The organism is Sporosarcina sp. P32b (assembly GCF_002743335.1).
GTDB lineage: Bacteria > Bacillota > Bacilli > Bacillales_A > Planococcaceae > Sporosarcina.
The window spans coordinates 1-23,433 of the sequence record NZ_PDZB01000028.1 but is presented as its reverse complement, the minus strand read 5'-3'; the positions used below and the strand labels follow the sequence as shown (position 1 = coordinate 23,433).

Here is a 23,433-nt window from a genome sequence, read left to right as displayed (position 1 = left end):
ATTTTGGAATTTATAAAAAAGGGTAGGAAAAGGATATTATCTTTTGAACAGAAATGCACAATCGTTAAAGAAGTCTTAGAAGAGAATCGACCAAAAACTGATATTGCTGCTGAGCATCAAATTCACGTCAACTCCATTTCTAATTGGATTCGTATCTATAAAGAAAAGGGAGTGGAGGGCTTGCGCCCTTTCGTAAAAACCCCAAAAGTTCCGAGAGACCAATTAAGAGATGAGCTCAAGCGGCTTCAAGAAATTGAAAAGAAATACAATGAACTGTTAACGGAGATTGAAATCTTAAAAAAGTTCCAAGCCTTTCTCAAGGAGAAGGAAAACAAAAGGCATACGAAGCGATAACAGCCCTGAGAAAGGTTTACACGGTAAAGCAATTATGCAAGGCAATAGGCGTATCCAGAAGCGGTTATTATGCTTATTTAAAGCGGCCCAAAAAAGAAGCATCCAGTCGTGACAAAGAAGATATTGTAGAGATTAAAAAGATTGTTAAACAGAATCGCGGCACCTGTGGGGCAAAGCGAATTTCAGGTGTACTTCGTGCAGCTAATTATATTATTAATCATAAACGTGTGGCCCGTCTCATGAAGGAATTGAATATACGCTCCAAGATCCGACGGAAAAAATATACAAAAGAAAACAGATCTAAAGCAACTGGCTATATTTATCCTAATTTACTTGCCCGCGATTTTAATGCCCTGCTTCCTAACTGTAAATGGGTGATGGACGTAACTGAATTCATTAGGGGGGATGAAAAAGTTTTTGTATCCGCCATAATGGATTTATATGACCGAAATCCAATTGGAGTCGTGATAGGACGTACTTCCAATAATGAGACGATGGAAAAGTCGATTCGCAATGCAATGAAAGAACGAAATCTAAAAGACCTCTCTGGAGTGATTCTTCATACAGATCGAGGAAACTCTTATCGGTCCCATCGTTACAATCAGTTATCAAAAGAACTTGATTTTATCCCAAGCATGTCCCGAAAAGCAAACTGTTGGAATAACGCCGTAATTGAAAGCTTTTTTTCACATTTTAAAACTGAGATACCATATCATTATCCAATTGAAACACCAACGCTTCTTGAGGAAGCCATTCCAAAGTTCATTACATACTACAAAGAAATACGTAGCCAAAAACGCTTAGGCTATTTGTCTCCTGAAGCATTCTTGGCTAGCTATTTGAAAAGTGCATAACACACAATTCTATATAAACCTTCGTGTCCATTTTTAAGGGGCTTGACTACAGGTACCTTTAAAATTCATAACGAAAAAAGCACCAGTTCCCCACACTGAAATAAAGTACCAGGTCCATACACAATTCGGAAACAATTCCAAATCGAACTGAAGTTGTGTACGTACCTGGCACCTTTCCAACACCTTAAAAGGATACCTGTGCGAAACAAACGTGAATGTTTAAACAATCATGAAAGTTTAATGCACAGGCAACTGTGTTTTCAAGTAGATTTCTGATCTGCCTCGGTTATCCGATCGCTGCTAACTCTGGAATTAAACATTAAAAGACGGTACCAGGTCCCCACACAACTTCCACACAATTCGTGTAGTAGAAAATGGGAAACAGAAAATAAATATGGCACCTGTGCAGGAAACAATCATGAATGTTTAAACAATCATAAAAGTTTCATGCACAGGTGCCTTTTACCATCCATTCGCTCCTTCGATTGAGATAAATGATTCAGGGTATATAATATAGAAAGCACAAGTAATCAAAATTATTCAAGAGTACTAATTAGAAGGAGTGTATTTGAAAGACGCCATGCCTTTTGAGTTTCCGTTAATTTTAGGTTGGGATGCAACAGGAATCATTAGTGAAGTTGGAAGTCAGGTTACGCAGTTCAAAAAAGGAGATGCAGTATTCGCGCGTCCAGCCATGGAGAATGGAACATACAGCGAGTATGTGGTGGTCGATGAGGAATTAGTGGCATTCAAGCCAGATCATCTTAGCTTTGAAAAGGCAGCGTCCGTTCCGTTGGCAGGTTTAACGGCTTGGCAATGCCTTGTTGACTTTGGGCAAGTGAAAAAAGGTGATAAGGTTCTCATTCATACGTTCTCGTTAACCGAAAAGGGATTGCGTGAAGCACATGATTTAAGTGCAACGCATCATGCAAAAGGTAAAATTGTGATTACGATTCAATAATTGAACAGCTAGCCTGTACACATATAACTTCCATGCAATTTTTTCGTGTTGAAGTGATATGCTGTACAGGTTTTTTTCTGATTAAGTACACTCTCATGTTATAATTACCATAACCTTGCAACCAAATTAGAAAATCAGAAAGTGGGCGATTATTCTGTTTACGATTAAAAACTTTGAAGATAATGAGAATGTAAAAGTCAGGGAGGAGCTAGGCCCTTTTAAAGTAGTAGAGTTTCAAAGAGAGTTAAGTATCGGTCATGCGACGGCCCAATCGGCATATTATGCTTCTGAGATGAATGTAAGAAGAAGACAGCTAGTTTGCGATGTCAGTCAATCAAACATTACGATTCAGGCAGGGGCCATGCAGTGGATGGCCGGAGATGTGAAAGCGACGACTGGCCTTAAGGGCGTAGGAGACTTTATTGGAAAAACGATAAGGGGCAAAATGACCAAGGAATCGAGCATCAAACCGGAGTACACAGGAACCGGTACACTTGTGTTAGAACCAACGTACAAGCATATTTTGCTACTGGATGTAGACGAGTGGGATCAGTCACTCGTCATTGAAGACGGACTCTTTTTAGCTTGTGATTCAGGATTAAAACATAAGGCCGTGATGCGCTCCAATCTTTCTTCTGCTGCACTCGGTGGGGAAGGTCTTTTCAATCTGGGACTTACCGGTAAAGGAACGATTGCACTGGAATCTTCCGTAGCAAGAGAGGAACTTATCGAAATCGAGTTAGAAAATGATGAGTTGAAAATCGATGGGAATATGGCGATTGCTTGGTCAGGCGGGTTAGAATTTACTGTCGAACGCTCTGGGAAAACACTTATGGGTTCAGCGGCTTCAGGCGAAGGATTGGTAAATGTCTACCGCGGAACAGGAAAAGTATTAATGGCGCCGTTCCTTCAATAAATTCGGAATACTAGATTCTATTAAAATAAGGTGCCTGTGTAAGAAACAAACATGAATGTTTAACCATTCATGAGAGTTTCGTGCGCAGGTGTTTTTCATATCAAGGAATATGTTAGGATAAAGTAAAAAGGGAAGGGGAGTTTGAATTGAAAAAGATGAATGGTGCATTGGGATCGTTTGTTATCCTTGGGCTATTGTTAGCGAGTTGTGGAACGGATGACGAAGAAACGAAGCAAGACGATTTACCAATGCAACAAGTCGAACCGGCACAAGACAATGAGTCAAAAGTTGAAGTAATGGAACGTCCACCAATGGTCAACGAATCCAATGAAGAAACCGAAGACCTCGAAGAAGCATTCTTCTCGGAATTTTCAAGCGTGAAAAGTTTTGTTGAAAGCTCCGTAAATGACATGAAAGAGGGCTCCGACTATCGAGAGAGATTCGCGCATGCTGAACAATTTCTTGCTGAATCGACCATTACGTATATCGGATATTTCCACGAACAAATTGAAGAACTTGGCATGACTGAAGACTTCGAAGAACTAAAGACGGCCGCAGCAGAACTAATTGAGAAGTTTGGGACAAGCGGCGAACATCTTGAAGGGTATGAAACGAAGTATATGGAATTCGAAAACAAAATGAAGGATATCTATTCAAAAATGTAAATAGACGTTCTTTTTTAAATAAAGGTACCTGTGTGAGAAACCTACGTGAATGCTTAACCATTCATAAAATTTCCCTGCGCAGGTACCTTTATTATGCGATTCTCTTTCGTGTTATACTAAATAAATGGCTCGAAAAGAAGATTGGACACCCGATCTTCTTTTTAGCGTGAAAATGATAATCGCTTAAAAATGCATCATGAAGGGACTAATTATTATAAAAAAGACATTTGCTTATAAAAATGAATTACCATCTTTACCCATACCGCCATTAACGAATACAAAAGAGAAACTTCTTGAATGGGTTGAACCTCTTGTAAACGATGAACAACTTGAAGAAACTACGAAGGTTGTGAACCATTTCTTCAAAGTGGATGGAGACGCAGAAAAACTTCAAAAAAAACTATGCGAATTGGATGGCAAAATGGAAGGTAGTTGGCTAAAGCCTTTATGGGATGATATGTATCTAAAATTCCGTGAACCTTTGCCAACGGGCATGCATTTTAATATTTTATTAGATAATAAACAGCATGAAAATCGATATACGCGTGCGGAACTTGCGGGAAGGGTAAGCCGTTTAGTCACGGAATTCTATCATTTAATAATGGATGAGGAAGTAGCGCCAGTCGTAAAAAATGGTGTACCGCAAGATATGAGTCAATATAAGAAGTTTTTCAAGTCCATTCGCATACCAAGAGTAGAAAGAGATGAATTTAGACTAGCGGCATTCGAGAAAAGAAATAACCATGTCATTATTTTATATAAAAGAAATGTGTATAAAGTGAACGTAACGAATGGTGAAGGTGAAATGTATCAAAGCAGTGAAATCGCACATGCTATTGAAAGAACTTTTCAAGAAGAGCAAAGTGAAGGCGCCAACATAGGGATTTTTACAACTGCGAAAAGAGACGAAGCTGCGAAGATATATGATCAACTCATCGTATCTAAAGTGAATGCAGATCATCTACAAGCGATAGCGGATTCGCTCATTGTCCTATCTATGGATGAAGAAAGTAGTAATTCAGAAGAAGCGATTGAGAATTTAATGTTAAATGGAACGAATAAATACTTTGATAAAACCATCCAAGTAATCCTCACTACAAAAGGTGAATTGGGTTATAGCATTGAGCATTCATCGGTTGATGGTACGACGATATTTGCTGTCATTAGCTATGTAAATGAAGGCCTAGAAAGTGATGAGCCTGAAAAAATATATACGACTGAACCTACTCTAATGGAAAAACAACAATGGGAATTATCTGCGGAGATGGAGAAGTCGTTAATGAGATTTGAAAAAGAGAATGCAAGAGTCAAAAAAGAGTTTTCTATTAAAACGACAATCTTCAATAGTTTTGGTTCAGATGAAATCAAAAAGATGAATATTAGTCCGGATGCTTTTTTCCATATGGCTTTACAAATTGCACAGTACAGAACGTTTGGCACATGTAGAAGCGTTTATGAACCTGTTTCAGTCCGTGCATTTTATGAAGGAAGAACGGAATGTGCGAGAGCGACGAGTATGGAAAAGGTCGACTTGGTGAAAGCGCTAGAAAACGGTGAAGAGAGTCATGAAGTGTTGTATGACTTGATGCAAAAGGCGAGCGCGGCTCATACAGATCGAATCATCAGGTGCCGTAAAGGATTCGGTGTTGAAAGGCATATGTACGGCCTGGAGCAAATGTATACATTGCACGGGGAAGACCTCGGTATGACGGATAGACCTGCACTCTTTAGCGACACTGGTTATTTGACAATGCGTCATGATTTTATTTCGACAAGTGGTATGGCGTATGACAATGTAAAGTATCGGATATTCGGCCCAGTCGTTGAAGGTGGTTTTGGACTCGCTTATATTTTATTGGATCAATCGATTTCTATTAATATCTCCTCCGGTGCGGATGAAGCACATCATGCGCAGAAGTTAACAAATCATTTGCGAGATGCATTTTTAGAATTACGACAGATTGCGAACCGTATTATTTAAATAAGGTACCTGTGCGGGAAACAATCATGAAAGTTTCATGCACAGGTACTTTTTTTACATACATCCGTACCAAAATCCCCCAACAGACAAAATCCGCAACCTTCAAACACCCCCATCGTCAATACTTATGCTGTACTGAACCAATAAAAATTCGCAGCATAAAGCAGGTGAAACGTATATGAAAAGATCCGAGTATAAGGCATTACAACATAAAAAAGCACCTAAAAAGAAAAGAAGCCTGAAGAACAAGATCATCCGTTTCGTATGGATCAGTGCACTGCTTGCCGTTCTTAGCGTACTACTCGTACTGAATGTCTTCATCACATTCAGTGACGTAAGTAAACTCGAAGAACCTGCACCCAGATCGACAGTGATTTACGATCCGGACGGTGAAGTGATCAGTAAGGTTTCGAATTCGAATATTGAAGGTGTATCGATCGACCAAATTCCGAATACGTTGATCGAAGCAGTCGTCTCCGTGGAAGATCAACGATTCTACAAACATCACGGCATTAATTATTTCAGGATGGGACGCGCCTTAGTCGAGAACGCGTTCAAAGGCAAAATCGTGGCAGGGGGCAGTACGATTACGCAGCAGCTTGCGAAAAATGTATTTTTGACGCAAGAGCGTACGTATTCGCGTAAATTCAAAGAACTGATCCTCGCAAAGAAGATTGAACGAGTGTATTCGAAAGAGGAAATCATGGAACGTTACCTGAACCAAATCTATTTCGGTGACGGGGCATGGGGCGTTCAACGAGCAGCGCAGACCTATTTCGGTAAGGATGTTAGCGAATTGACGTTAAGTGAATCTGCGACAATTGCGGGCATCATTAAAGCACCGTCGCATTTAGCGCCTACGAAAGATATAGAAAAGTCGGTGAAACGGCGCAATCTCGTGTTGTCGTTGATGCTGAGTGAACAGTATAGCAGTCAGCAAGAATACGATGAAGCTGTTGGGCAGAAACTGGCATTGGCTGAATCGACAGTTCCAGATTATAAAGTGAACTATCCGTATTATATCGACCGTGTAGTGGACGAGGCGGTCACTATGTACGATTTGACGAGAAATGAAGTGCTGTCCGGCGGGTTGCATATTACGACAGAAATCAATCCGACGGTCCAAAATGCGCTAGAAGACGTATATGCGGATGATAGATATTTTCCTAAGAGCACGCCAGATCAGCTTTTGCAGAGTGCCTCTGTTTTCTTGAACCCTAAAACAGGTGGAATCCTAGCGTTAGTCGGTGGAAGAGGAGAATATACGCAGGGACGCTTCAATAATGCGACTGACCTCATACGGCAGCCTGGATCTGCGTTAAAGCCGCTTGCCGTCTATACGCCGGCACTTGAGCAAGGGTACCATATGTCGGATTTGCTTGTGGATGAACCGATAGATATGGATGGGTACTCTCCGAAAAACTTTGATCAGACATATAGAGGGAACGTGACGATGTACGATGCACTCGCACAATCGTATAATATCCCTCCCGTTTGGCTATTGGATGAGATCGGCATCAAAAATGGAGTGCAGGCTGTTGAACGGTTTGGAATTCCATTAGAAAAAAATGACCGTGCACTTGGATTAGCGTTGGGAGGAATGGACAAAGGTACTTCTCCTTTGCGGATGGCTCAAGCGTTTTCTGCGTTTGCGAATGACGGAGTGATGGAGGAAGCGCATGCGATCACCGAAATTAAAGATTCGGAAGGAAAAGTGCTTGGGAAGTGGCAGGGTGAGTCTGTACAAGTGACAGATGCGGAAGTTGCCCAGCAAATGACCTATATGCTGCAAGGGGCTGTAAATGAAGGCACTGCCAAAAAAGCACAAGTTTCCGGTGTGGACGTGGCGGGAAAGACGGGCACCACACAGCTCCCGATTGAAGGAGTGGACGGTTCAAAAGATCATTGGTTCGTTGGCTATACACCGGACATTGCCGGTGCGGTATGGCTTGGATATGATAAAACAGACGCCGACCATTATTTAACATCTACTAGCAGCTTTACTGCACCACCCATTTTCGCACAAGTTGTTTCAAAATCAGCTAGCGAATTAACAGCAAAGGAATTTGATTTGTCGTTAATTGATGAAGAAATCAAAGAGCTGAAGAAGCAGAAGAAAAAGACGAAGGAAGAAAGAGAAAAGAAAGAGAAGAAAAAAGAGAAGGACGAGAAGAAAAAAGAGTTTTGGGAAGGGATTGAAGAGTGGGGACGGAAATGGTTTACAGATAAAGAGGAATAAAGGCAAAGTAAATAAGGTGCCTGTGTGAGAAACAAACGTGATTTTTTAAACAATCATGGAAGTTTCATGCACAGGTACTTTTTTTGTTAGCTAGAGTATCGTGACTTTTTTCTGATATTTCGATAATATGGAAGTATATAGTAAATAGATTAGTTGTAGAAAGTGAGCGAATACAATATGGAGTTATTTTTTGCCACCCTATTATATATCCTGACATTGAAAGCCTTCTGGTTTCTGGTGGCCATGGTGGTTCTTACAACTGTCGTTCAGTTGCAGCTGCCGAAATGGCGCGGTGCTGTCGGTGAGCGAACCGTACGGAAACGGCTTGAAAAACTTGGCGAAGAGTACCGTGCCTATCATGATCTCTACGTAGAGGACGCGCAGTACGGATTGACGCAGATCGACCACGTAGTCGTCTCCAAATATGGTCTGCACGTCATCGAAACAAAACATTATAAAGGATGGATATTCGGCAGTGAACATCAGAAATACTGGACGCAGGTCATCTATAAAAACAAACAGAAATTCTATAATCCGATACGGCAGAACTATGGTCACATAGAAGCGCTCAAAAGCCGTCTGAACTTGCCCAACCTGCCTGCATGCTCCATCATCGCTTTCTCTAATGAAGTCGAATTCAAATTCAAAGAACCGTTCCGGTCAGCTGATGTTGTTCACTATCGTGGATTGGTGAAAGCAATCAAGCAAGACGATAGACCGCGGCTCACTGACAATCAGATAAATGCCATAATTAGTAACTTGAATCAGCTTGTAAATCTTCCGAAAGAGGAAAAGAAGACGATCAGGAAAACGCACTTACAACAGGTACGGATGAAGAATAACGCCAGACCGGGCAAGAAAGTGAAGTAGAAGAGTGGCAGAGACAGTGAAGGAAGTAGTTGTAGGAAAATAACATTATGGTATGAAGCAAACATGAATGTTTAAACAATCACGAAGATTTCATCCACACGTACCTTTAATCCATATCTACTTATCTCGTATTCATGGTAGTATAAACCTATACGCGGTAATGAGGAGTGGATGAATGTGCAGGTAATCGAATATATTCAGGGGCCGTGGAGGGCAGTGGCACTGCTTATTATCACTTTGGTCCCTTTTTTTCGCATTGCGCTCAATTCGTATAATATGAGGCCCATTGAAAAATTACGTTTAACGGTGAGTGAGCGATTCAATGTGTATTTTGCACAATGGCTGATCCTGTCCGCTTTGACTGGAACAGCTCTGTTCATGCTGGTGGTTGGCGGTGTGAGCGGGATGAAAGAAGGAGGGAAGGATCCGCTTGCAGGGGTATCCTGGGAACTGCTGGCTGGGCAGTCGTACTCTCTTGCGGGGATCTTTGTGTTTTTGCTGCTGTTCATCGTGTATGGCTTCTTTTCCATGGTCAGTGTGAAGACATCATTTCATATAGTGGATGAAGAGCCGCTAGAGATTGTGAAGAAAGTGAATAAGCATATATTCCTGCTGCAGGCGAAGGATGGTCAGTACTTATTTTATTCGGAAGAGCGGCTGCATCATGTGAAGTTCTATGAAGAGCTGTGCGATCCGCCGAAGAATATGTCGTTGCTCACATGGTTGTATGGCTGGAAGATACGATGGTTCGTGATCACGGTTGTACTTTTGGTAGCAGGAGCTGTATTCGGGTTCTTCAACTGGATTACTGTAGGGGGCTGGCTGATCGCAATCGCGGTATTAGGGTTGCTGGTGCTTGGTGCAGTGGTGAAAAACTATGAGGATATTCAGAGATTGAGTAGTGATGAACCAGAAAGGAATTGTTAGCGAGGTGTCAAGTCCAAAAGTAAATCGTGCGGAAATTTGAAACGTATTAAATTCATGTTCGGACCTAATATCTATATTGTACTTTTATTTAAAACAGTGTATCCATAATACATAAATAATCGACAGGTTTAAGGGGGAAGAAATGTTTTCAAATTACTTCGTAAAATTATTGTTCTTAATTCTGATAGTGTTTTCGTACCCGCTTTCCCAGCTGCTGAAATTTTCATTTGTATTGTGTCTGGTCATACTGTTTTTACTGTTAGTTTATGTCTGGTTAAAAAGACAATTGAAAAAAGATATTCAGCACGATTTTGCCGAAAGACTGGGCATAAAAGTGCTACTACCTTGGATTGAATTATTTAGTATGTTTCTTCTTATTTATATGTTTTTGGGAGCATTGATTAATTTTGAAGTCCACTATTCTAAAGGGGTGATTATAGCAATTTGCTGGGCTCTTCCGCTAGTGAGTTTGTATGTAATCATCAGGAATATAGTGACGATTATTTCAGAGGGGAAAAGGTTTAGCGGAAGTGACAGCCTGCTGAATAAAATCAAGTTTGTGTCGATACTGTTCAGTGCGATGCTCCTTACATTAGTAGGTCCTAGCATGGTGTTCGGATTTGGATACGATTTGTTTTTCAAAAGTGTATTGGATATCGAAATCGGGAGCAAATTTGAATCTTTTTATTTAAGTCTGATGTTAACGAACACGCTACCTGTCAGTGATGCTGGGTATTCCAAATTAATCAGTCTGGTCAATAGAAACACAACGTTATCGTACTTCCATACCTTTCAGCTATTTTTCACCAAGCTGGTAGACGGCATCTTGCTCGTAGCGATCTTCAATCTGCTGAGCGGAGTTTTGAAGATTACGAGAGTTTAAAGAAGGTAACAGGTCTAGACAAAAATTTCACACCATTCGGATCATTGTCATGAGGAAATAGTGGAGAGACATATAGCTCTTTGCAATACATATTATGGGGTGCTAGATTTTACGGAATACTTTCCACTACGTTCCAGAAGTGTCGATCAATGAACAACAGTAAAGCTCCTATTAATAAATTAAAATGCAGCACCTTCTTGATACAATCAGTGTATCCATTTCAAGAGGTGCTTTTTCATGTCTTAAAATATGTTCAAGATCATTTCTCCTCTACTTCAATAGTTAATTACCTTAGATTAATCCCTCACCACTATTAAAATCGAGAACTGGTGGAATGTATAGTTCTTTTTCCGGTTCCCTTGCTACAACCAGCTCATTGACATAGTTTTCGAAGTTTGTTGCGTTAAACAAAGTAGAGGGTCTAAGGAACGCATTGAATTCACGAAGGTTCAACCACTGCTTGGTCTTTAAGTCGATGACACGGATGAAGTCTTCCTGTGTGTAGCCTTCTTTGATTCGACCGTTGATGAATTTACGGGTAGCAGCGGACTCCGCTTTGAAATGTTTTCCGGTTTTGTCATTCAAGTACTGTATCACAGAATGTGCGACGTCGAGATTCTTCTCGACAATGGTTTTATTATTGTTCTTCTTAAGTTCTTTGGTTATAGGCCGTCCCATAGTGGGATACGCCGTCGTACCAGTGTGGGTTTGCACAGCGTCCAATTGTGAGTTGATTGACGTTTCATGTTGAGCTGGTGGAGTGTCCGGTTTTGGGTCGGCTGTTATCTCATTTGGCGTATACGAAAATGGCAGCTTTTCATAATCGATTCGGTACCATTTGGTGTTGTCGATTTTCATCTTATTGTGCTTGGAAGTGGAAATCAAATAACCTTTTTGCTCTAAGTCGTACGTGATCCGTTTAATCGTGTTTAACGACCAAAACGGAAATTCTTCCATCCAGTCGTCGTATGTATTAAACACCCATTTATGACCTTCACGGATGTTTTTTGAAATGTTCAAACGGTAGTGAAGTTGTTGCAAGAATAGCGCAGCATTCAGTCCTACTTTCATTGCGAGTGAAGGTAATAATGGAATCGGATCTTCGTTAATTAATAATTTCATGTGGTGGTCCCCCTAGAGTAAAGTGTTGTAGGCGTATTCATTTAGTGCTCCTCATACTTCATATAGAGAGTATTGCTTGAAAAGGATACAGGGTGTTTTAAAAAGTTGAAATACGTATGTGGTAATTCGAAATGAATGTAGGAAGTTTCATGAAGGGGATCTGTTAATGACTAGGATACCTATTAATCAAGACCATAGCGAAACTGTAAATTCAGTTGCTCTATCGTTTTTTGTTTTTTTCATTAATATAAAATGAAACTATATACAATAACCTACGTCTATAGTCGGGAAAAGTGCATAAATATAGGTAGATAAACCATCTATGAAAGTGTCGCAGACAGATATTTTACAGTAAGAGGATATAATCTAGTACAGACTTTTCAGTTCCTTTAGCTTATTGATAATTCTAATGTGAAAAAGATATTTGTACAAGAAACAAACTGAAGTGTTTACATAATCATGGAAATTTTATATAGAGGTTTTTTAATAAAGTGAACGGAGGTATCTCTAATATGTATCAGCCAGAGCCACAATCAGTAACATTCTCAATATTAATAAACGATATTGATAAAGGGATAATTAAAATCCCTCAATTTCAGCGTGACTTTGTTTGGTCTTTGGAACAGTCCGCCAATTTACTAGATAGTATTATTAAAGGGTATCCAATTGGAACGTTCATTCTTTGGGAATCTGATGAAGTTTTGCGATCTGTACGGAATATAGGCGGCACAAGTTTACCCGATACACCTTCAGGTTCCTTATCTCAATATGTTTTAGATGGTCAACAGAGAATGACTAGTTTATACGCAAGTTTAAAAGGATTGAAAATTAATAGAAAAAATGGTGTAGATGATTTTTCTCAACTATATATAGATTTGATTGCAGATGAAGATAATCCACTAATCATAACAAACATAGAGAATCGTAAACTCTCGGAAGTTATTTCATTAAAGAATTTAATTAGTGGCGGACTATCAGTATTAGCTGCCTATCCGCAGGAATTACATCAAAAATTGGAGGACTATAAAGAACGTTTAACTACATACAGGTTTTCAACCATACTAATGCGTAATTCTTCCATTGATATAGCAACAGAGGTATTCACTAGGCTAAATGTTGGTGGGAAAAGTCTATCAGTCTTTGAAATAATGGTTGCCAAGACATTTGATGATTCATTGGACTTTGATTTATCTGAGAAGTATGTTGAACTTACTGAAAAACTTGAGCAAGTTGGTTATGAAACAATTTCAGATAGTACCGTTTTACAAACGGTCTCCATTCTACTTGATGGGGAATGTGCGCGGAAAAATATATTAAAACTAAACAAAGCTGCTTTTATTTCAATGTGGCCAAAAGCTATTGATGCAATTGAAAAAACTGTGGAGTACTTTAGAAACTATTATCGTATTCCAGTATCAAAAATACTGCCATACAATTCATTAATTATTCCTTTTGCGTATTTTTTCTATCATCATCCCAATAAACCAATTGACGAAATGAAATTGTATTTGGATGATTTCTTTTGGCGGACTTCCTTGACTGGTAGATACTCGAGTTCAGTAGAGACGAAATTAGCTCAAGATATTAAAAGAATTGAGCTTATCTTAAAAAAACAATTGCCGAAATACGAGGTTCAAGTAGATACAAGTAAAGAAATGGTGATCAATAATGGATGGTTTAGCACTAGCCGAAGTTTTATTAAAGCGATTTTATGTTTAATGGCTTACCAAGAGCCTAAATCTTTTAACGATAATTCTATTGTGAGAATTAGTAACGATTGGCTTAAGCAGGCAAACAGCCGAAACTATCACCACTTTTTTCCACGTGCTTACTTGAAAAAGAAAGGTGAAGAAGAGTTTTACATCAATCATATTGTGAATATAACAATTGTTGACGACTTCTTAAATAAACATATAATAAGGGCGAAAGCACCGTCGGATTATATGAAGACGTTTGAGAGACAAAATATAGACCTGAATACAGCTATGAAAACACATCTAATAGATGATCTAAGTACATACGGTATTTGGGATAATGATTATGTGGCTTTTTTCGATAAACGCGCTGAAAAAATAAGTCAGGAATTACAAAAACGAATTATAATTCAAAAGACAGATGGGCATCAGCCGTAAGACAAGATAGTATTTATTTGAGAAACAAATAGGAAAATATCTTGCACGCATATTTTTATAAATTTCCACATCATAAGCTTTTGAATTTTAAAAAACATCCAAAAGGAGTGCAATGCAAATGAATAAAAAGCATCAGCCGATTAAACCATTCACTCCGCAACAAGCGAAAACCATTGTCGATCAGCTGTTCATTCAAGCAGATCGACTAGACGATGAAGCGCTTGCGAAGATAACGCGGTCGCTGCTCGCTGCAAATGAAACCCGCTTGCAGACAATCCACATCGTTTTCGATCGTGCGTTTGCGCAATCTCTACGTCACGCATTCCGTAAAGAGCCTCTAAAGTCAACCGAGCACATCATATCGATTCCGGACATCCTATCCATCGGTCCGGTGGAATCACTCCATACAGATGAGGGAATCAAGAACCGATTTTGTTGGCTTCAAGAACATCTCCGCGGTGACATTCAAGAACAAGAGAACGAATTCCGTAGTGCGGTACAGGAAATCAAAAGCGTCCCGCAACACTTACCAATTATCCTCTGGGCGGGTAATAACGCAGCAGAGCAAACTGGCCTGCGATTTGCCACCTACCTCCTAAGCGGCCAGCCAAATGAAATTAGCGAACTCAACATGACCAAAGCGTATGAATCCCTGTACAGAACCGGGGGGCATAGCGAAGAGATTCACATCCTTCGTTCCAATGAACTGTCGCCTGAACAGCTACTCGAATTTTACGCGCATTATGAACCGTGGAAATGGAACCCAGCCCGACGCGCAGCAATCGAACAGGAAGGCGAATCACTTATGTATGATGGGTCTTACTTGCGCACTTGGGAATACGACGAACTGTGGAGCTCAGATGAAGATCGCCACGATACGTTCATCATGGATTCTGCACGTCAGTTACAGTCCGAATATCCTGGTGAATATTACAACGTACTTCGTCTCATTGGACACGTATACGGTGAATTGGAGCAGTATACGGGTGATGGATGGATTGAGTACCGTGTGAAGGAACTGATTCGGAACGGGGAGCTCGCGTCCAGAGGGGATATTGGAGACTGGCGGAAATATGAGATACGAGTAATAGAAGGGAAGGATACTATACCTAATATTTAAACATGGTGTGAGGAACAATCGAGAATGTTTCACGCACAGGTACCAGCTCCTTTACTAAACGAACCATGTATACATGTCAGATTCCTGTCCATACTATATAGCGCAAATGAACTCTCTTTCCAAAGTAGCTCAGCGGTAGAGCAATCGGCTGTTAACCGATCGGTCGCAGGTTCGATTCCTGCCTTTGGAGTACATAAAAAACTCGCACGACCGGCTATGTGCGGTCAGGAGAGTTTTTGTTTTGCATCGACATACATGGTGGTTGCGCAGGCACCTCATTCATCATCCCATGCTGTTCCGTTGACACGTTTTTCACTCATCAGTTCACTGACGGTCCCAAGTTGAAAACCTTTCTCTGTGATTTGTGTAATCATAGCTTTCATTCCTTCAGCTACAGGTTTAGTTGGGTGCATTAAAATCATCGTGCCGTTCTCCACTTGAGATACGACTCTGTTCACCATTTCATTCGTGGCCGGCTTTTTCCAGTCGACTGTATCCACGGTCCATAAAACCGTATACATTCCTAGCTTGCTTGCGGTTTCCACGGTTTGCTGATTAAAACTGCCGCTTGGCGGACCGAACCACTTGGGCGTTGTAATCCCGAGTGTTTTTATGATGACCTCATTTGTCTTTTTTAACTCTTCCATTGTTTCTGCTTCTGATTTCTGCTGTAAATCAGGATGGCTGTATGCGTGGTTTCCAATTTCATGCCCTTCACTATGAATCAATTTAGCTAAATCGGGATTTTTACTCACCCAGCTACCGTCGAAGAAAAAGGTGGCTTTCGTTTTATGCTTCTTTAGTGCATCCAAAATATCAGGAATGTATTCATTACCCCAGGCAACATTAATTAAAAAAGCCACCATCGGTTTATCGGGATTTCCTTTGAAAATGGGGTGGGGGCCTAGATCTTTCAAATGAACGTTGGGAGTAGTTTCTTTGTAAACGATTTTTGATTCATCCAATTTACCAGTCGCTTTCATTTTCTTGTAACTGGCATCCAGATCCACTTCCAGTCCATTGTAGCCGGGGATAGCTTTCCAGACTCTGTCGACCTTTGCATCAACCGCGAGGATATGATGCGTCTTGCTGAATGATTCCAATTCTGTCGTCAGTCTGTCTTTGCTATTTTTAGATGCAGAGGCCGTGCTTACTAGATCCGTATCTGCTCCCCACTGATTGGTGAAAAGCGCTAGGTAAAGTATTCCTATACAAGCAATGAAAGAAATAAGCCAGAAGCGTTTCAGTTTATATCACCTCTTCTCTAGTCTGTAGTATTTCCTGTACTTGAATAAGTATGCTGGTACTCAAGGTGAAATCTCTTTGCGTATACTTCCACACTAAATTGCGATACTAAGCACAGTATCATTTATTTTATATGTGGGAGGCGAAGTATATGGGAAAGGAATTTGGCCAGAGTTGGAAAAAACAACACCCAGGCACATTCTTTCGGAATTCAGTAGAGAAAGCAGATCGTGCAGTGAAACAAGCAATGTCTCATCCAGAAGAGATAGCCATCGAGCATGCGTTTAATGCAATTGAGCGCGCAGAAAATGCGTTTATGAATGTGGAGCAATATGACAATGAGTTAGATACCATTCAGCAACATAAGGGTCAGTTAGATTCGATCAAGCAGCAATTGAATGAAGCTCGAATGAAAAAAGGCGAGTAATCCATCATGGACCTAAGTCATCTCATTGCTTTTAAAAGCAGGTATCTACTATCACAAGGTGAAAGCTGATTTATCAGTACTTTTCTTGCTTGATAGGCGTGACCTTTTGTTAGATGTACAAGTCGCTGAATTTATAGTAGTACTGCAATCCACAAAAAACTCCAACCGACTTTAAGGAATGGGATAGTATGGCGGTCACTATCATGCAGGAGGTTTTTTTATGTCCAGAAAATTAGTAGCCTCTATTAAAGAGCAGGCGATTCCGCTGGATGACCCGTCTGCATTTGACCGGCTTCTGAAAGATGTAGGGGATGCACAGATTGTGATGATTGGTGAGGCGACACATGGAACTTCTGATTTCTATCGCTTGCGCGCCGAGTTTTCCAAACGTCTCATACAGGAAAAGGGTTTCGCTGCCATTGCTGTGGAAGGCGACTGGCCGTCTGTAGAGAAAATAAACAGCTATGTCAAAGGCTACCATGATCAGCCGTATCTCAACGATTTGCTATCGAATTCATTCAGCAGATGGCCGACATGGATGTGGGCGAATGAAGAGGTTAAAGCATTTGTCACGTGGCTCGCTAATGAAAACAAGCAACGTAGTTCAGACTCCGCAATCGGTATGTACGGCATTGATCTGTACAGCTTATACGATTCTATCGATGAAGTTATGAACTTTCTGGAAAGCCATCCATCCTACGGTGCCGATCTGGAACTTGCAAAGAAAGCATTCTCCTGTTTTGAACCATATAATCGGATGCCTGAACACTATGCCCTGTCTTCTGCCCATTTCACTGACGAATGCATAACAGAGGTAACGAGCCTTCTGGAATCCATCCGAACCAATGAAGAGCGCTACCCCCGCGTGAATGAGCAAGATTTGAACCTGACAATGAACGCTTTGGTAGCGAAAAATGCGGAAGCTTATTACCGGGCGATGCTTCAGGATGATGCACTGTCATGGAATATTCGCGACACCCATATGGCAGAGGCAATCAAGGAAGTACAAAGTTATTACGGCAAAGACGCCAAAATTATTGTGTGGGAACATAACACCCATATCGGTGATGCATCGGCGACCTCGATGACAGACCATGGAATGACAAACGTCGGTCAGCTGATCCGAGACCAGTATGGCAGAGACAATACGTACGCGATTGGTTTCGGCACATATGAAGGGACAGTCATTGCAGGAAGCCGTTGGGGAGAGACGCCGGAAGAAATGGTCGTACCGCCTGCACGTTTTAATACATGGGAAGGCCAACTGCACGCAGCGGGCGCACATGACAAATTGCTGTTGTTCAATGAGGAGAACCGGTGCCAGTTTGACGAATGGATCGGCCACCGCGCAATCGGTGTGGTCTACAATCCCGAGTTTGAAGCCCATGGCAACTTCGTCTCCTCGCGTATTAGTGAACGTTACGATGCTTTTATATATATCGACCGCTCTACTGCTTTGTGGCCGTTGGGTTGGTAGATACGGTACCAGGTCCCGACACAATTAAGATACGGTACCAGGTCCACACACAATTCGGAAACTATTCTGAATTGAACGGAATATGTGTGTGTACCTGGCACCATCTACGTGGCACCACCTACGAAAAAACAGCGCACTCTCATCTACATAAGAGGGTGCGCTGTTTCCATGAAGACACGGTACCAGGTCCCAACACAAAATAGAAACAATTCTGAATTGATCTGGAGTTGTGTGCGGATCTGATATCCTAATTATTTTTCATATGAACCTCGCGATATTCATACATATATAAGGTGCGCAAAAAATGAATTTACGGAGGACATCTATTGTTGAAAAAATGGATTGTGGTGTGTGTGATTTTTCTCATGGCTGTAACGGGAACGATGCAGGATGTACAAGCTGCAAGTTTTAAAGACATGCATAAGAAAACTTCGTCATTGTACGTGGAAGTAAATTACTTGGCGGATCGCGGAATTATAAGCGGTTATCCGGACGGGAAATTTAAGCCGAATGAGCCGATCGCAAAGAAGCATATTGCCGCAATGCTTGTTCAGGCCCTGGATCTGCCGACGACGAATTTGAAAGATCCTAACTATAAGGACGTACCCAAATCTCATCCTTATTATAATGAAATAGCGGCGGCATATACTGCGGGTCTGTTTTCAAATGCGGTCAATTTCAAACCGGAATCCAGTATTTCTCGCGCATTTATGGCGAGGCTGATGAGTAAAGCATTTAATTTGAAGGTGCATAAAAAGGGAGAAGAAAGTCCGCGGTACAGTGACGTTCCAGCGCATTCGGAGTTTCACATTGATATTTTGAGGGTGTCGTCCAACAATATTGCTACTGGATATCCAGACGGTACATTCAAACCGAATCAGCTCATTACACGTGCGCATTTTTCAGCATTTCTAGCTCGCGCACTTACAACGAGAGCAATGAATATTATGCCGGATCCGAATTATACGTATTACTATACAGACGGCTCTAGTAACTATCGTTATGAGTATGACAGAAAAGAAGAAAACGGCTTAGCTTATTGGCGTATACACAATGAAACGAAACATGAAAAGATTCCTCGTCTAGGCTATGTTCAAAACTCTTGGTCCTACGCAGAAGCTTACGATGACTGGTTCCATTATGATCAATATATACCATATCCTTTTGTTGTAACTCAAACCCACAGTGAAAACGATATCGGTCCAGTCAGCTTCGGTAATATATGGATTACAGAAACGAATGCTGTGAAGACTGTTCGTACTATAGAGTACCGTGACGTGTTGGTAATTGAGAACTATACGCCGTGGGACAATAAGACAATTTTCGATTACTACGCAAAAGATATTGGATTGATTCAACGAGTAGACAGTTCGGGGAAAGAGCTGTATGGATTAGTGAAACGTGTGAAAAAAACTAAGTAAATATACGAGGTCCCGGAACAATCCTTCGTTGTTTCGGGACTTTTTGAATTTGCAGCAGGTATCAGGTCCAGATACAACTATGTAAGTGGAACTGGATCCTTGTTCATTAGAAGAAAATCAACTAGACCCTATCGGCATATCATACAATAAACAACGAGTACATTTGAATAGGAGAGATTGAGGTTAACGGGAAACATACATTGTTGGATATGAAAATGGGAGATGTCAACGGAGATGGTATGTTGGACACCGTGTATTTGTATGGTCAATTCGATGGGCCACCAGGTATCTATGCTCATAATATTACACTCGTAATACATGATGGACGATCAACTAAAAGTACAACCGTTCATCTGAAAAATAATGCGGGCTATAATCCGCGCTTATTTCTTGGCGATTTTAACAAAGATGGTGTCCCTGATATTATGGTAAGTATGGATACGGGCGGCAGTGGGGGATATCGTATTTTTTATATCTATTCCTTTAAGAATGACAGGTTACAGGAATTGTTCAACAGTGATCACTACGACGAAAAGTATGAATTCGAAGCACATTATGAGGATTATTATAAAGTGCGTGTGGAAAGTTCTCAACTTAACGTTTTATTCATCATAGACATTAGCAACAGAGGCATTGATTATTTATCTCAGTTTTATAACAGTAATGGGAAATTAAAAAATCCGGTTCAAGGCGGAGTTCTTGGAATAGGAGGCTTATTTCCGATTAATACAACAAACACAAACAATTATTTTGATTTATTAGCCATGCAACGTATTATTGGGCCCACTAATTCAGATACATTAGGATATATTGAAAATCTATTGACGTGGCAAGACATCGAATTTATTTCGAATCGATTGACTGTGTCTGTATTTGGTGTGAATATGAAGTGACATGAAACGAGTACCAGGTCCCCACACAATTCAGAAACTATTCTGAATTGAACGGAAGTTGTGTGTGTACCTGGCACCATCTACGAAAAAAACAGCGCACCCTCATCTACAAAAGAGGGTGCGCTGTTTCCATTCACTTTTCTTCAATTAACCCACTATCCACCAAGTATTCCTTGGCGACGAGTTCAACCATAATTCCATCATTATCGACTTTTCCGTTCATCACTTGCATCGTTTCTTCGTCGATTTGACCTTCAAGCAGGCCGAGTATTTCTTCGAGTTCTGGGTATTCTTTGAGTGTTTCATCTCGTACTAACGGCAGTGCGTGGTAGGGCGGGAAGTATGATTTGTCATCTTCTAGCACGCGTAGATTCGCAATTGCGAGCTGCCCGTCTGTTGTGTAGGAGTTGATGACATCTACTTCGTTTGCACCAATGGCACGATACATCATACCGTGATCCATTCCTTTGACGTCTTTAAACTCGATGTCGTATTCTTTCTCGAAACCAGGTAATCCGTCGGGTCGGTCAATAAATTCGAATACGGCGCCGAGAATGAAGTCGTTCGACACTTTAGCAAAATCACTAAACGTCACGAGGCCAAGCTCTTCCGCTTTTTCTTCATCAAGTGCCAGTGTATACGTATTATTGAATCCGAATGTACCGAGTGCGGTGATGTTGTCTCCGGCGACGAGTCGTTTGGTTGCAGCTAATGTTTCCTCAGCTGTGCCAGGCTCTTCTTGGTAATACGTTACGACAATAGTTCCTGTGTAGTCTGGGATGACGTCGATATGGTCGTTAGTCATCGCGTTCCAGACGACGGATGAGCCGCCTAGGTTTTCTTTGTAGATAATATCTACACCTAAGCGATCTTCAATTAATTGTCCCATGATATTAGACAAAATTATACTTTCCGTATTGTTTCGAGAACCGAGTCTGAGTGAATCTTTTTCATTGAATATACAGCCTGACAATAAGCTAGCCAATAAGGTCGTGACGAGCAACAGTGTAAGTTTGTTTTTCAAATCATCTCAATCCTTTCGGCGTCGTCCAACGTTCAACGCCACCAAAGAACGTTTCAAGGGCAATCGCAAGGATAGCTGCTGGAATAGCTCCAAGTAAGATCAATCCGTCAATTCCACGTGTAATGCCGAGGAAAATGAAGTCACCAAGTCCACCTGCTCCGATGAATGCTGCGAGTGTCGCGTTCCCGACGTTAATGACCGCAGCTGTTCGAATGCCGGCCATAATAATAGGGATAGCAAGAGGCAATTCTACTTTAAATAAAATTTGCATGCTCGTCATGCCCATACCTTTTGCGGCTTCTATTGTGGCGGGGTCGACGTCTTTAATTCCTGTGTAAGTATTACGCATAATAGGCAGTAAAGAGTAAAGGAATAGCGCAGCAATGGCTGTTTTGACGCCGATTCCGAAAATGGGGATCATGAAGCCGAGTACTGCTAAACTTGGGATCGTTTGCATAATGCCTGCTGCACCAAGGACCCCCGTTTTCAGTTTGGGTACGCGTGTGATGACAATCCCAAGCGTTACTGCAATGACTACTGCGAGGATCATTGAGAAGAATACGAGTTGAATATGGATGGAGGTTGCTTCGAGCACTTCCGGCCATCGCAATTTCGTTTGTTCTACGAGTTGTTGCCATATGTTTAAATCATTCATCTAGATCGGCCCCCTTATCTGTCCATTGACTAGACATCGCAGAGAGTAAGGAACCGCGGTTGACGAGCCCTACCAGTATATGGTGTTCATCGACAATCGGAATCATACCGAACGGTGAAGTGTCCATCATGATAATGGCATCTTTCGCTGTTGCTGTATTCACTAAAAAAGGTACAGCGGGTTTCATCACATCATCAATGGTTTTGATGCCATCTAAATTTTTAATTAAATCGTAAGCGGAAACAATACCAAGTAGCTTCCTTTGATCATCTACGACGAGAAGATCCGTTATTTTTCGTTGACGTATAAGAGAGATGGCTCGTTCTGGAGAAGTAGTAGATTGAGTAGTGACCACTTTCTCTGCCATAATTTCTGTAACCGGCATCAGTTCAGGGTTTTGGATAATTCGATGCTTACCCATAAACTCTTCCACAAAGCCGTGAGCGGGTTCGTGTAGTAATTTCTCTGGAGTGTCTAACTGAAGTAAATTGCCGTCTTTCATAATGGCAATACGGTCGCCCATCTTTAACGCTTCGTCCATGTCGTGTGTGACAAAGACAATGGTCTTCTTTAACTTTTTGTGTAGCTTCAGCAATTCTTCTTGCAACTGTTCCCGGGTAATGGGGTCAAGCGCACTGAACGGTTCATCCATTAATATGACATCTGGATTCGCTGCAAGCGCTCTCGCAATGCCGACACGTTGTTGCTGTCCACCTGATAATTCTTTCGGATACCGCGAAGCATAAATTTTCGGATCGAGTCCGACCATTTCAAGTAGATCGAGTACACGTGTTCTCGTTTTGTTTTCGCTCCATTTTTTCAATTGGGGTACAATAGAAATATTTTTTTCGATCGTGTAATGAGGGAAGAGCCCGACTTGTTGAATGACGTAACCGATATTTCTGCGAAGATCAGCGGCGTTGTAAGATTTGATATCTTTGCCGTCGATAGAAATTTTGCCACTTGTGTGTGGGATAATCCGGTTAATCATTTTCATAGTAGTAGACTTACCTGAACCACTAGGTCCTATGAGAACTAGTAATTCACCTTCAGCAATCTCGAAGTTGACAGATTTCACAGCTTGAAATCCACCATCGTACACTTTTGATACATTTTCAAACTTCAGCATAAGTACCTCCCTCTATAAATGTTGATGTATCAACGGTTTGAGCCGTTGTAAGGGTGCCAAAAAAATATTTTTTACACGATGATAAACAATAATAATTAGATATTTGAATATTCAAACGTCCATGGGTGCGCTACGCGG

Annotated in this window: 20 protein-coding genes, 1 tRNA gene and 1 pseudogene; 17 read left to right on the top strand and 5 right to left on the bottom strand. The window is 41.1% G+C overall.

From position 1 onward, the window contains the following. The first annotated feature begins 3 nt into the window (after positions 1-3). From CSV64_RS14630 to CSV64_RS14585, 10 genes and pseudogenes are all read left to right on the top strand, one after another. Positions 4-354, top strand: coding sequence for a transposase (locus tag CSV64_RS14630; RefSeq protein ID WP_158233054.1), 351 nt, complete (start codon positions 4-6; stop codon positions 352-354). Continuing rightward, positions 351-1,208 (top strand): IS3 family transposase, encoded by an 858-nt coding sequence (locus CSV64_RS14625; protein ID WP_233190500.1) that lies wholly within the window; start codon positions 351-353, stop codon positions 1,206-1,208. The genes CSV64_RS14630 and CSV64_RS14625 overlap by 4 nt, the downstream gene beginning before the upstream one ends. A 565-nt stretch (positions 1,209-1,773) precedes the next feature. Continuing rightward, a pseudogene (locus CSV64_RS14620) lies at positions 1,774-2,076 on the top strand (alcohol dehydrogenase catalytic domain-containing protein); the annotation flags it as partial. Between the two features lie 385 nt (positions 2,077-2,461). After that, positions 2,462-3,085, top strand: a complete 624-nt coding sequence (locus CSV64_RS14615; protein ID WP_233190497.1) for an AIM24 family protein — start codon at positions 2,462-2,464, stop codon at positions 3,083-3,085. Positions 3,086-3,231: 146 nt separating this feature from the next. Beyond that, positions 3,232-3,750 (top strand): hypothetical protein, encoded by a 519-nt coding sequence (locus CSV64_RS14610; RefSeq protein WP_099635324.1) that lies wholly within the window; start codon positions 3,232-3,234, stop codon positions 3,748-3,750. 196 nt (positions 3,751-3,946) lie between these two features. Next, entirely contained in the window at positions 3,947-5,731 is a 1,785-nt protein-coding gene (locus CSV64_RS14605) for a choline/carnitine O-acyltransferase (RefSeq protein ID WP_099635323.1), read from the top strand. A gap of 178 nt (positions 5,732-5,909) precedes the next feature. Continuing rightward, positions 5,910-7,970 carry a transglycosylase domain-containing protein gene (locus CSV64_RS14600; protein WP_099635322.1) on the top strand — a complete coding sequence of 687 codons (2,061 nt, stop codon included), beginning with the start codon at positions 5,910-5,912 and terminating at the stop codon, positions 7,968-7,970. A gap of 246 nt (positions 7,971-8,216) precedes the next feature. After that, positions 8,217-8,840, top strand: a complete 624-nt coding sequence (locus CSV64_RS14595; protein ID WP_158233053.1) for a nuclease-related domain-containing protein — start codon at positions 8,217-8,219, stop codon at positions 8,838-8,840. Between the two features lie 177 nt (positions 8,841-9,017). Further along, entirely contained in the window at positions 9,018-9,767 is a 750-nt protein-coding gene (locus CSV64_RS14590) for a hypothetical protein (RefSeq protein WP_099635320.1), read from the top strand. Between the two features lie 286 nt (positions 9,768-10,053). Next, entirely contained in the window at positions 10,054-10,650 is a 597-nt protein-coding gene (locus tag CSV64_RS14585) for a hypothetical protein (protein ID WP_143565209.1), read from the top strand. A gap of 291 nt (positions 10,651-10,941) precedes the next feature. Here the strand turns inward: CSV64_RS14585 and CSV64_RS14580 are convergent, their stop codons facing one another. Continuing rightward, the gene (locus CSV64_RS14580; RefSeq protein WP_099635318.1) at positions 10,942-11,772 is read right to left on the bottom strand and encodes a conserved phage C-terminal domain-containing protein; all 831 of its coding nucleotides are present in this window, start codon (positions 11,770-11,772) and stop codon (positions 10,942-10,944) included. 512 nt (positions 11,773-12,284) lie between these two features. On the opposite strand from CSV64_RS14580, the gene CSV64_RS14575 reads away from it, so the two are divergent. The 3 genes from CSV64_RS14575 (at position 12,285) to CSV64_RS14565 (ending at position 15,214) form a co-directional block, all read left to right on the top strand. Then, complete coding sequence (locus tag CSV64_RS14575) at positions 12,285-13,904, top strand: DUF262 domain-containing protein (protein ID WP_099635317.1); 1,620 nt, start codon at positions 12,285-12,287, stop codon at positions 13,902-13,904. 118 nt (positions 13,905-14,022) lie between these two features. Beyond that, a complete protein-coding gene (locus CSV64_RS14570; RefSeq protein WP_158233052.1) occupies positions 14,023-15,024 on the top strand; it encodes a DUF1835 domain-containing protein in 1,002 nt (333 codons plus the stop codon). A gap of 118 nt (positions 15,025-15,142) precedes the next feature. Then, positions 15,143-15,214: transfer RNA gene (locus tag CSV64_RS14565), tRNA-Asn, on the top strand. An 85-nt stretch (positions 15,215-15,299) separates the two neighbouring features. Here CSV64_RS14565 and CSV64_RS14560 read toward each other — a convergent pair. Next, positions 15,300-16,127: a polysaccharide deacetylase family protein gene (locus CSV64_RS14560; protein ID WP_233190496.1), complete on the bottom strand. Its 828-nt coding sequence runs from the start codon at positions 16,125-16,127 to the stop codon at positions 15,300-15,302. Between the two features lie 293 nt (positions 16,128-16,420). Here CSV64_RS14560 and CSV64_RS14555 point away from each other — a divergent pair, with 293 nt between their 5' ends. From CSV64_RS14555 to CSV64_RS14540, 4 genes are all read left to right on the top strand, one after another. Further along, complete coding sequence (locus tag CSV64_RS14555; protein ID WP_099635314.1) at positions 16,421-16,696, top strand: DUF2564 family protein; 276 nt, start codon at positions 16,421-16,423, stop codon at positions 16,694-16,696. A gap of 220 nt (positions 16,697-16,916) precedes the next feature. After that, the gene (locus CSV64_RS14550) at positions 16,917-18,173 is read left to right on the top strand and encodes an erythromycin esterase family protein (protein WP_099635313.1); all 1,257 of its coding nucleotides are present in this window, start codon (positions 16,917-16,919) and stop codon (positions 18,171-18,173) included. A 326-nt stretch (positions 18,174-18,499) separates the two neighbouring features. Further along, positions 18,500-19,594 carry an S-layer homology domain-containing protein gene (locus CSV64_RS14545; protein ID WP_099635312.1) on the top strand — a complete coding sequence of 365 codons (1,095 nt, stop codon included), beginning with the start codon at positions 18,500-18,502 and terminating at the stop codon, positions 19,592-19,594. A 209-nt stretch (positions 19,595-19,803) separates the two neighbouring features. Continuing rightward, positions 19,804-20,487: an FG-GAP-like repeat-containing protein gene (locus CSV64_RS14540; RefSeq protein WP_099635311.1), complete on the top strand. Its 684-nt coding sequence runs from the start codon at positions 19,804-19,806 to the stop codon at positions 20,485-20,487. A gap of 133 nt (positions 20,488-20,620) precedes the next feature. On the opposite strand, the gene CSV64_RS14535 is transcribed toward CSV64_RS14540, so the two are convergent. The 3 genes from CSV64_RS14535 to CSV64_RS14525 are packed head-to-tail and all read right to left on the bottom strand — an operon-like array spanning position 20,621 to position 23,295. Beyond that, positions 20,621-21,511, bottom strand: coding sequence for a glycine betaine ABC transporter substrate-binding protein (locus CSV64_RS14535; RefSeq protein ID WP_099635310.1), 891 nt, complete (start codon positions 21,509-21,511; stop codon positions 20,621-20,623). A gap of 1 nt (position 21,512) precedes the next feature. Beyond that, positions 21,513-22,166, bottom strand: a complete 654-nt coding sequence (locus tag CSV64_RS14530) for an ABC transporter permease (RefSeq protein WP_099635309.1) — start codon at positions 22,164-22,166, stop codon at positions 21,513-21,515. Next, a complete protein-coding gene (locus tag CSV64_RS14525) occupies positions 22,159-23,295 on the bottom strand; it encodes a betaine/proline/choline family ABC transporter ATP-binding protein (RefSeq protein ID WP_099635308.1) in 1,137 nt (378 codons plus the stop codon). The genes CSV64_RS14530 and CSV64_RS14525 overlap by 8 nt, the downstream gene beginning before the upstream one ends. Positions 23,296-23,433 lie beyond the last annotated feature (138 nt).

What these genes read in the sequence shown, in the direction of transcription:
- CSV64_RS14580 (WP_099635318.1), bottom strand. Translation starts at nt 11,772, where the DNA reads ATGAAATTATTAATTAACGAAGATCCGATTCCATTATTACCTTCACTC.
- CSV64_RS14530 (WP_099635309.1), bottom strand. Translation starts at nt 22,166, where the DNA reads ATGAATGATTTAAACATATGGCAACAACTCGTAGAACAAACGAAATTG.
- CSV64_RS14600 (WP_099635322.1), top strand. Translation starts at nt 5,910, where the DNA reads ATGAAAAGATCCGAGTATAAGGCATTACAACATAAAAAAGCACCTAAA.
- CSV64_RS14550 (WP_099635313.1), top strand. Translation starts at nt 16,917, where the DNA reads ATGTCCAGAAAATTAGTAGCCTCTATTAAAGAGCAGGCGATTCCGCTG.
- CSV64_RS14525 (WP_099635308.1), bottom strand. Translation starts at nt 23,295, where the DNA reads ATGCTGAAGTTTGAAAATGTATCAAAAGTGTACGATGGTGGATTTCAA.
- CSV64_RS14555 (WP_099635314.1), top strand. Translation starts at nt 16,421, where the DNA reads ATGGGAAAGGAATTTGGCCAGAGTTGGAAAAAACAACACCCAGGCACA.
- CSV64_RS14570 (WP_158233052.1), top strand. Translation starts at nt 14,023, where the DNA reads ATGAATAAAAAGCATCAGCCGATTAAACCATTCACTCCGCAACAAGCG.
- CSV64_RS14615 (WP_233190497.1), top strand. Translation starts at nt 2,462, where the DNA reads ATGAATGTAAGAAGAAGACAGCTAGTTTGCGATGTCAGTCAATCAAAC.
- CSV64_RS14605 (WP_099635323.1), top strand. Translation starts at nt 3,947, where the DNA reads ATGAAGGGACTAATTATTATAAAAAAGACATTTGCTTATAAAAATGAA.
- CSV64_RS14575 (WP_099635317.1), top strand. Translation starts at nt 12,285, where the DNA reads ATGTATCAGCCAGAGCCACAATCAGTAACATTCTCAATATTAATAAAC.
- CSV64_RS14540 (WP_099635311.1), top strand. Translation starts at nt 19,804, where the DNA reads ATGAAAATGGGAGATGTCAACGGAGATGGTATGTTGGACACCGTGTAT.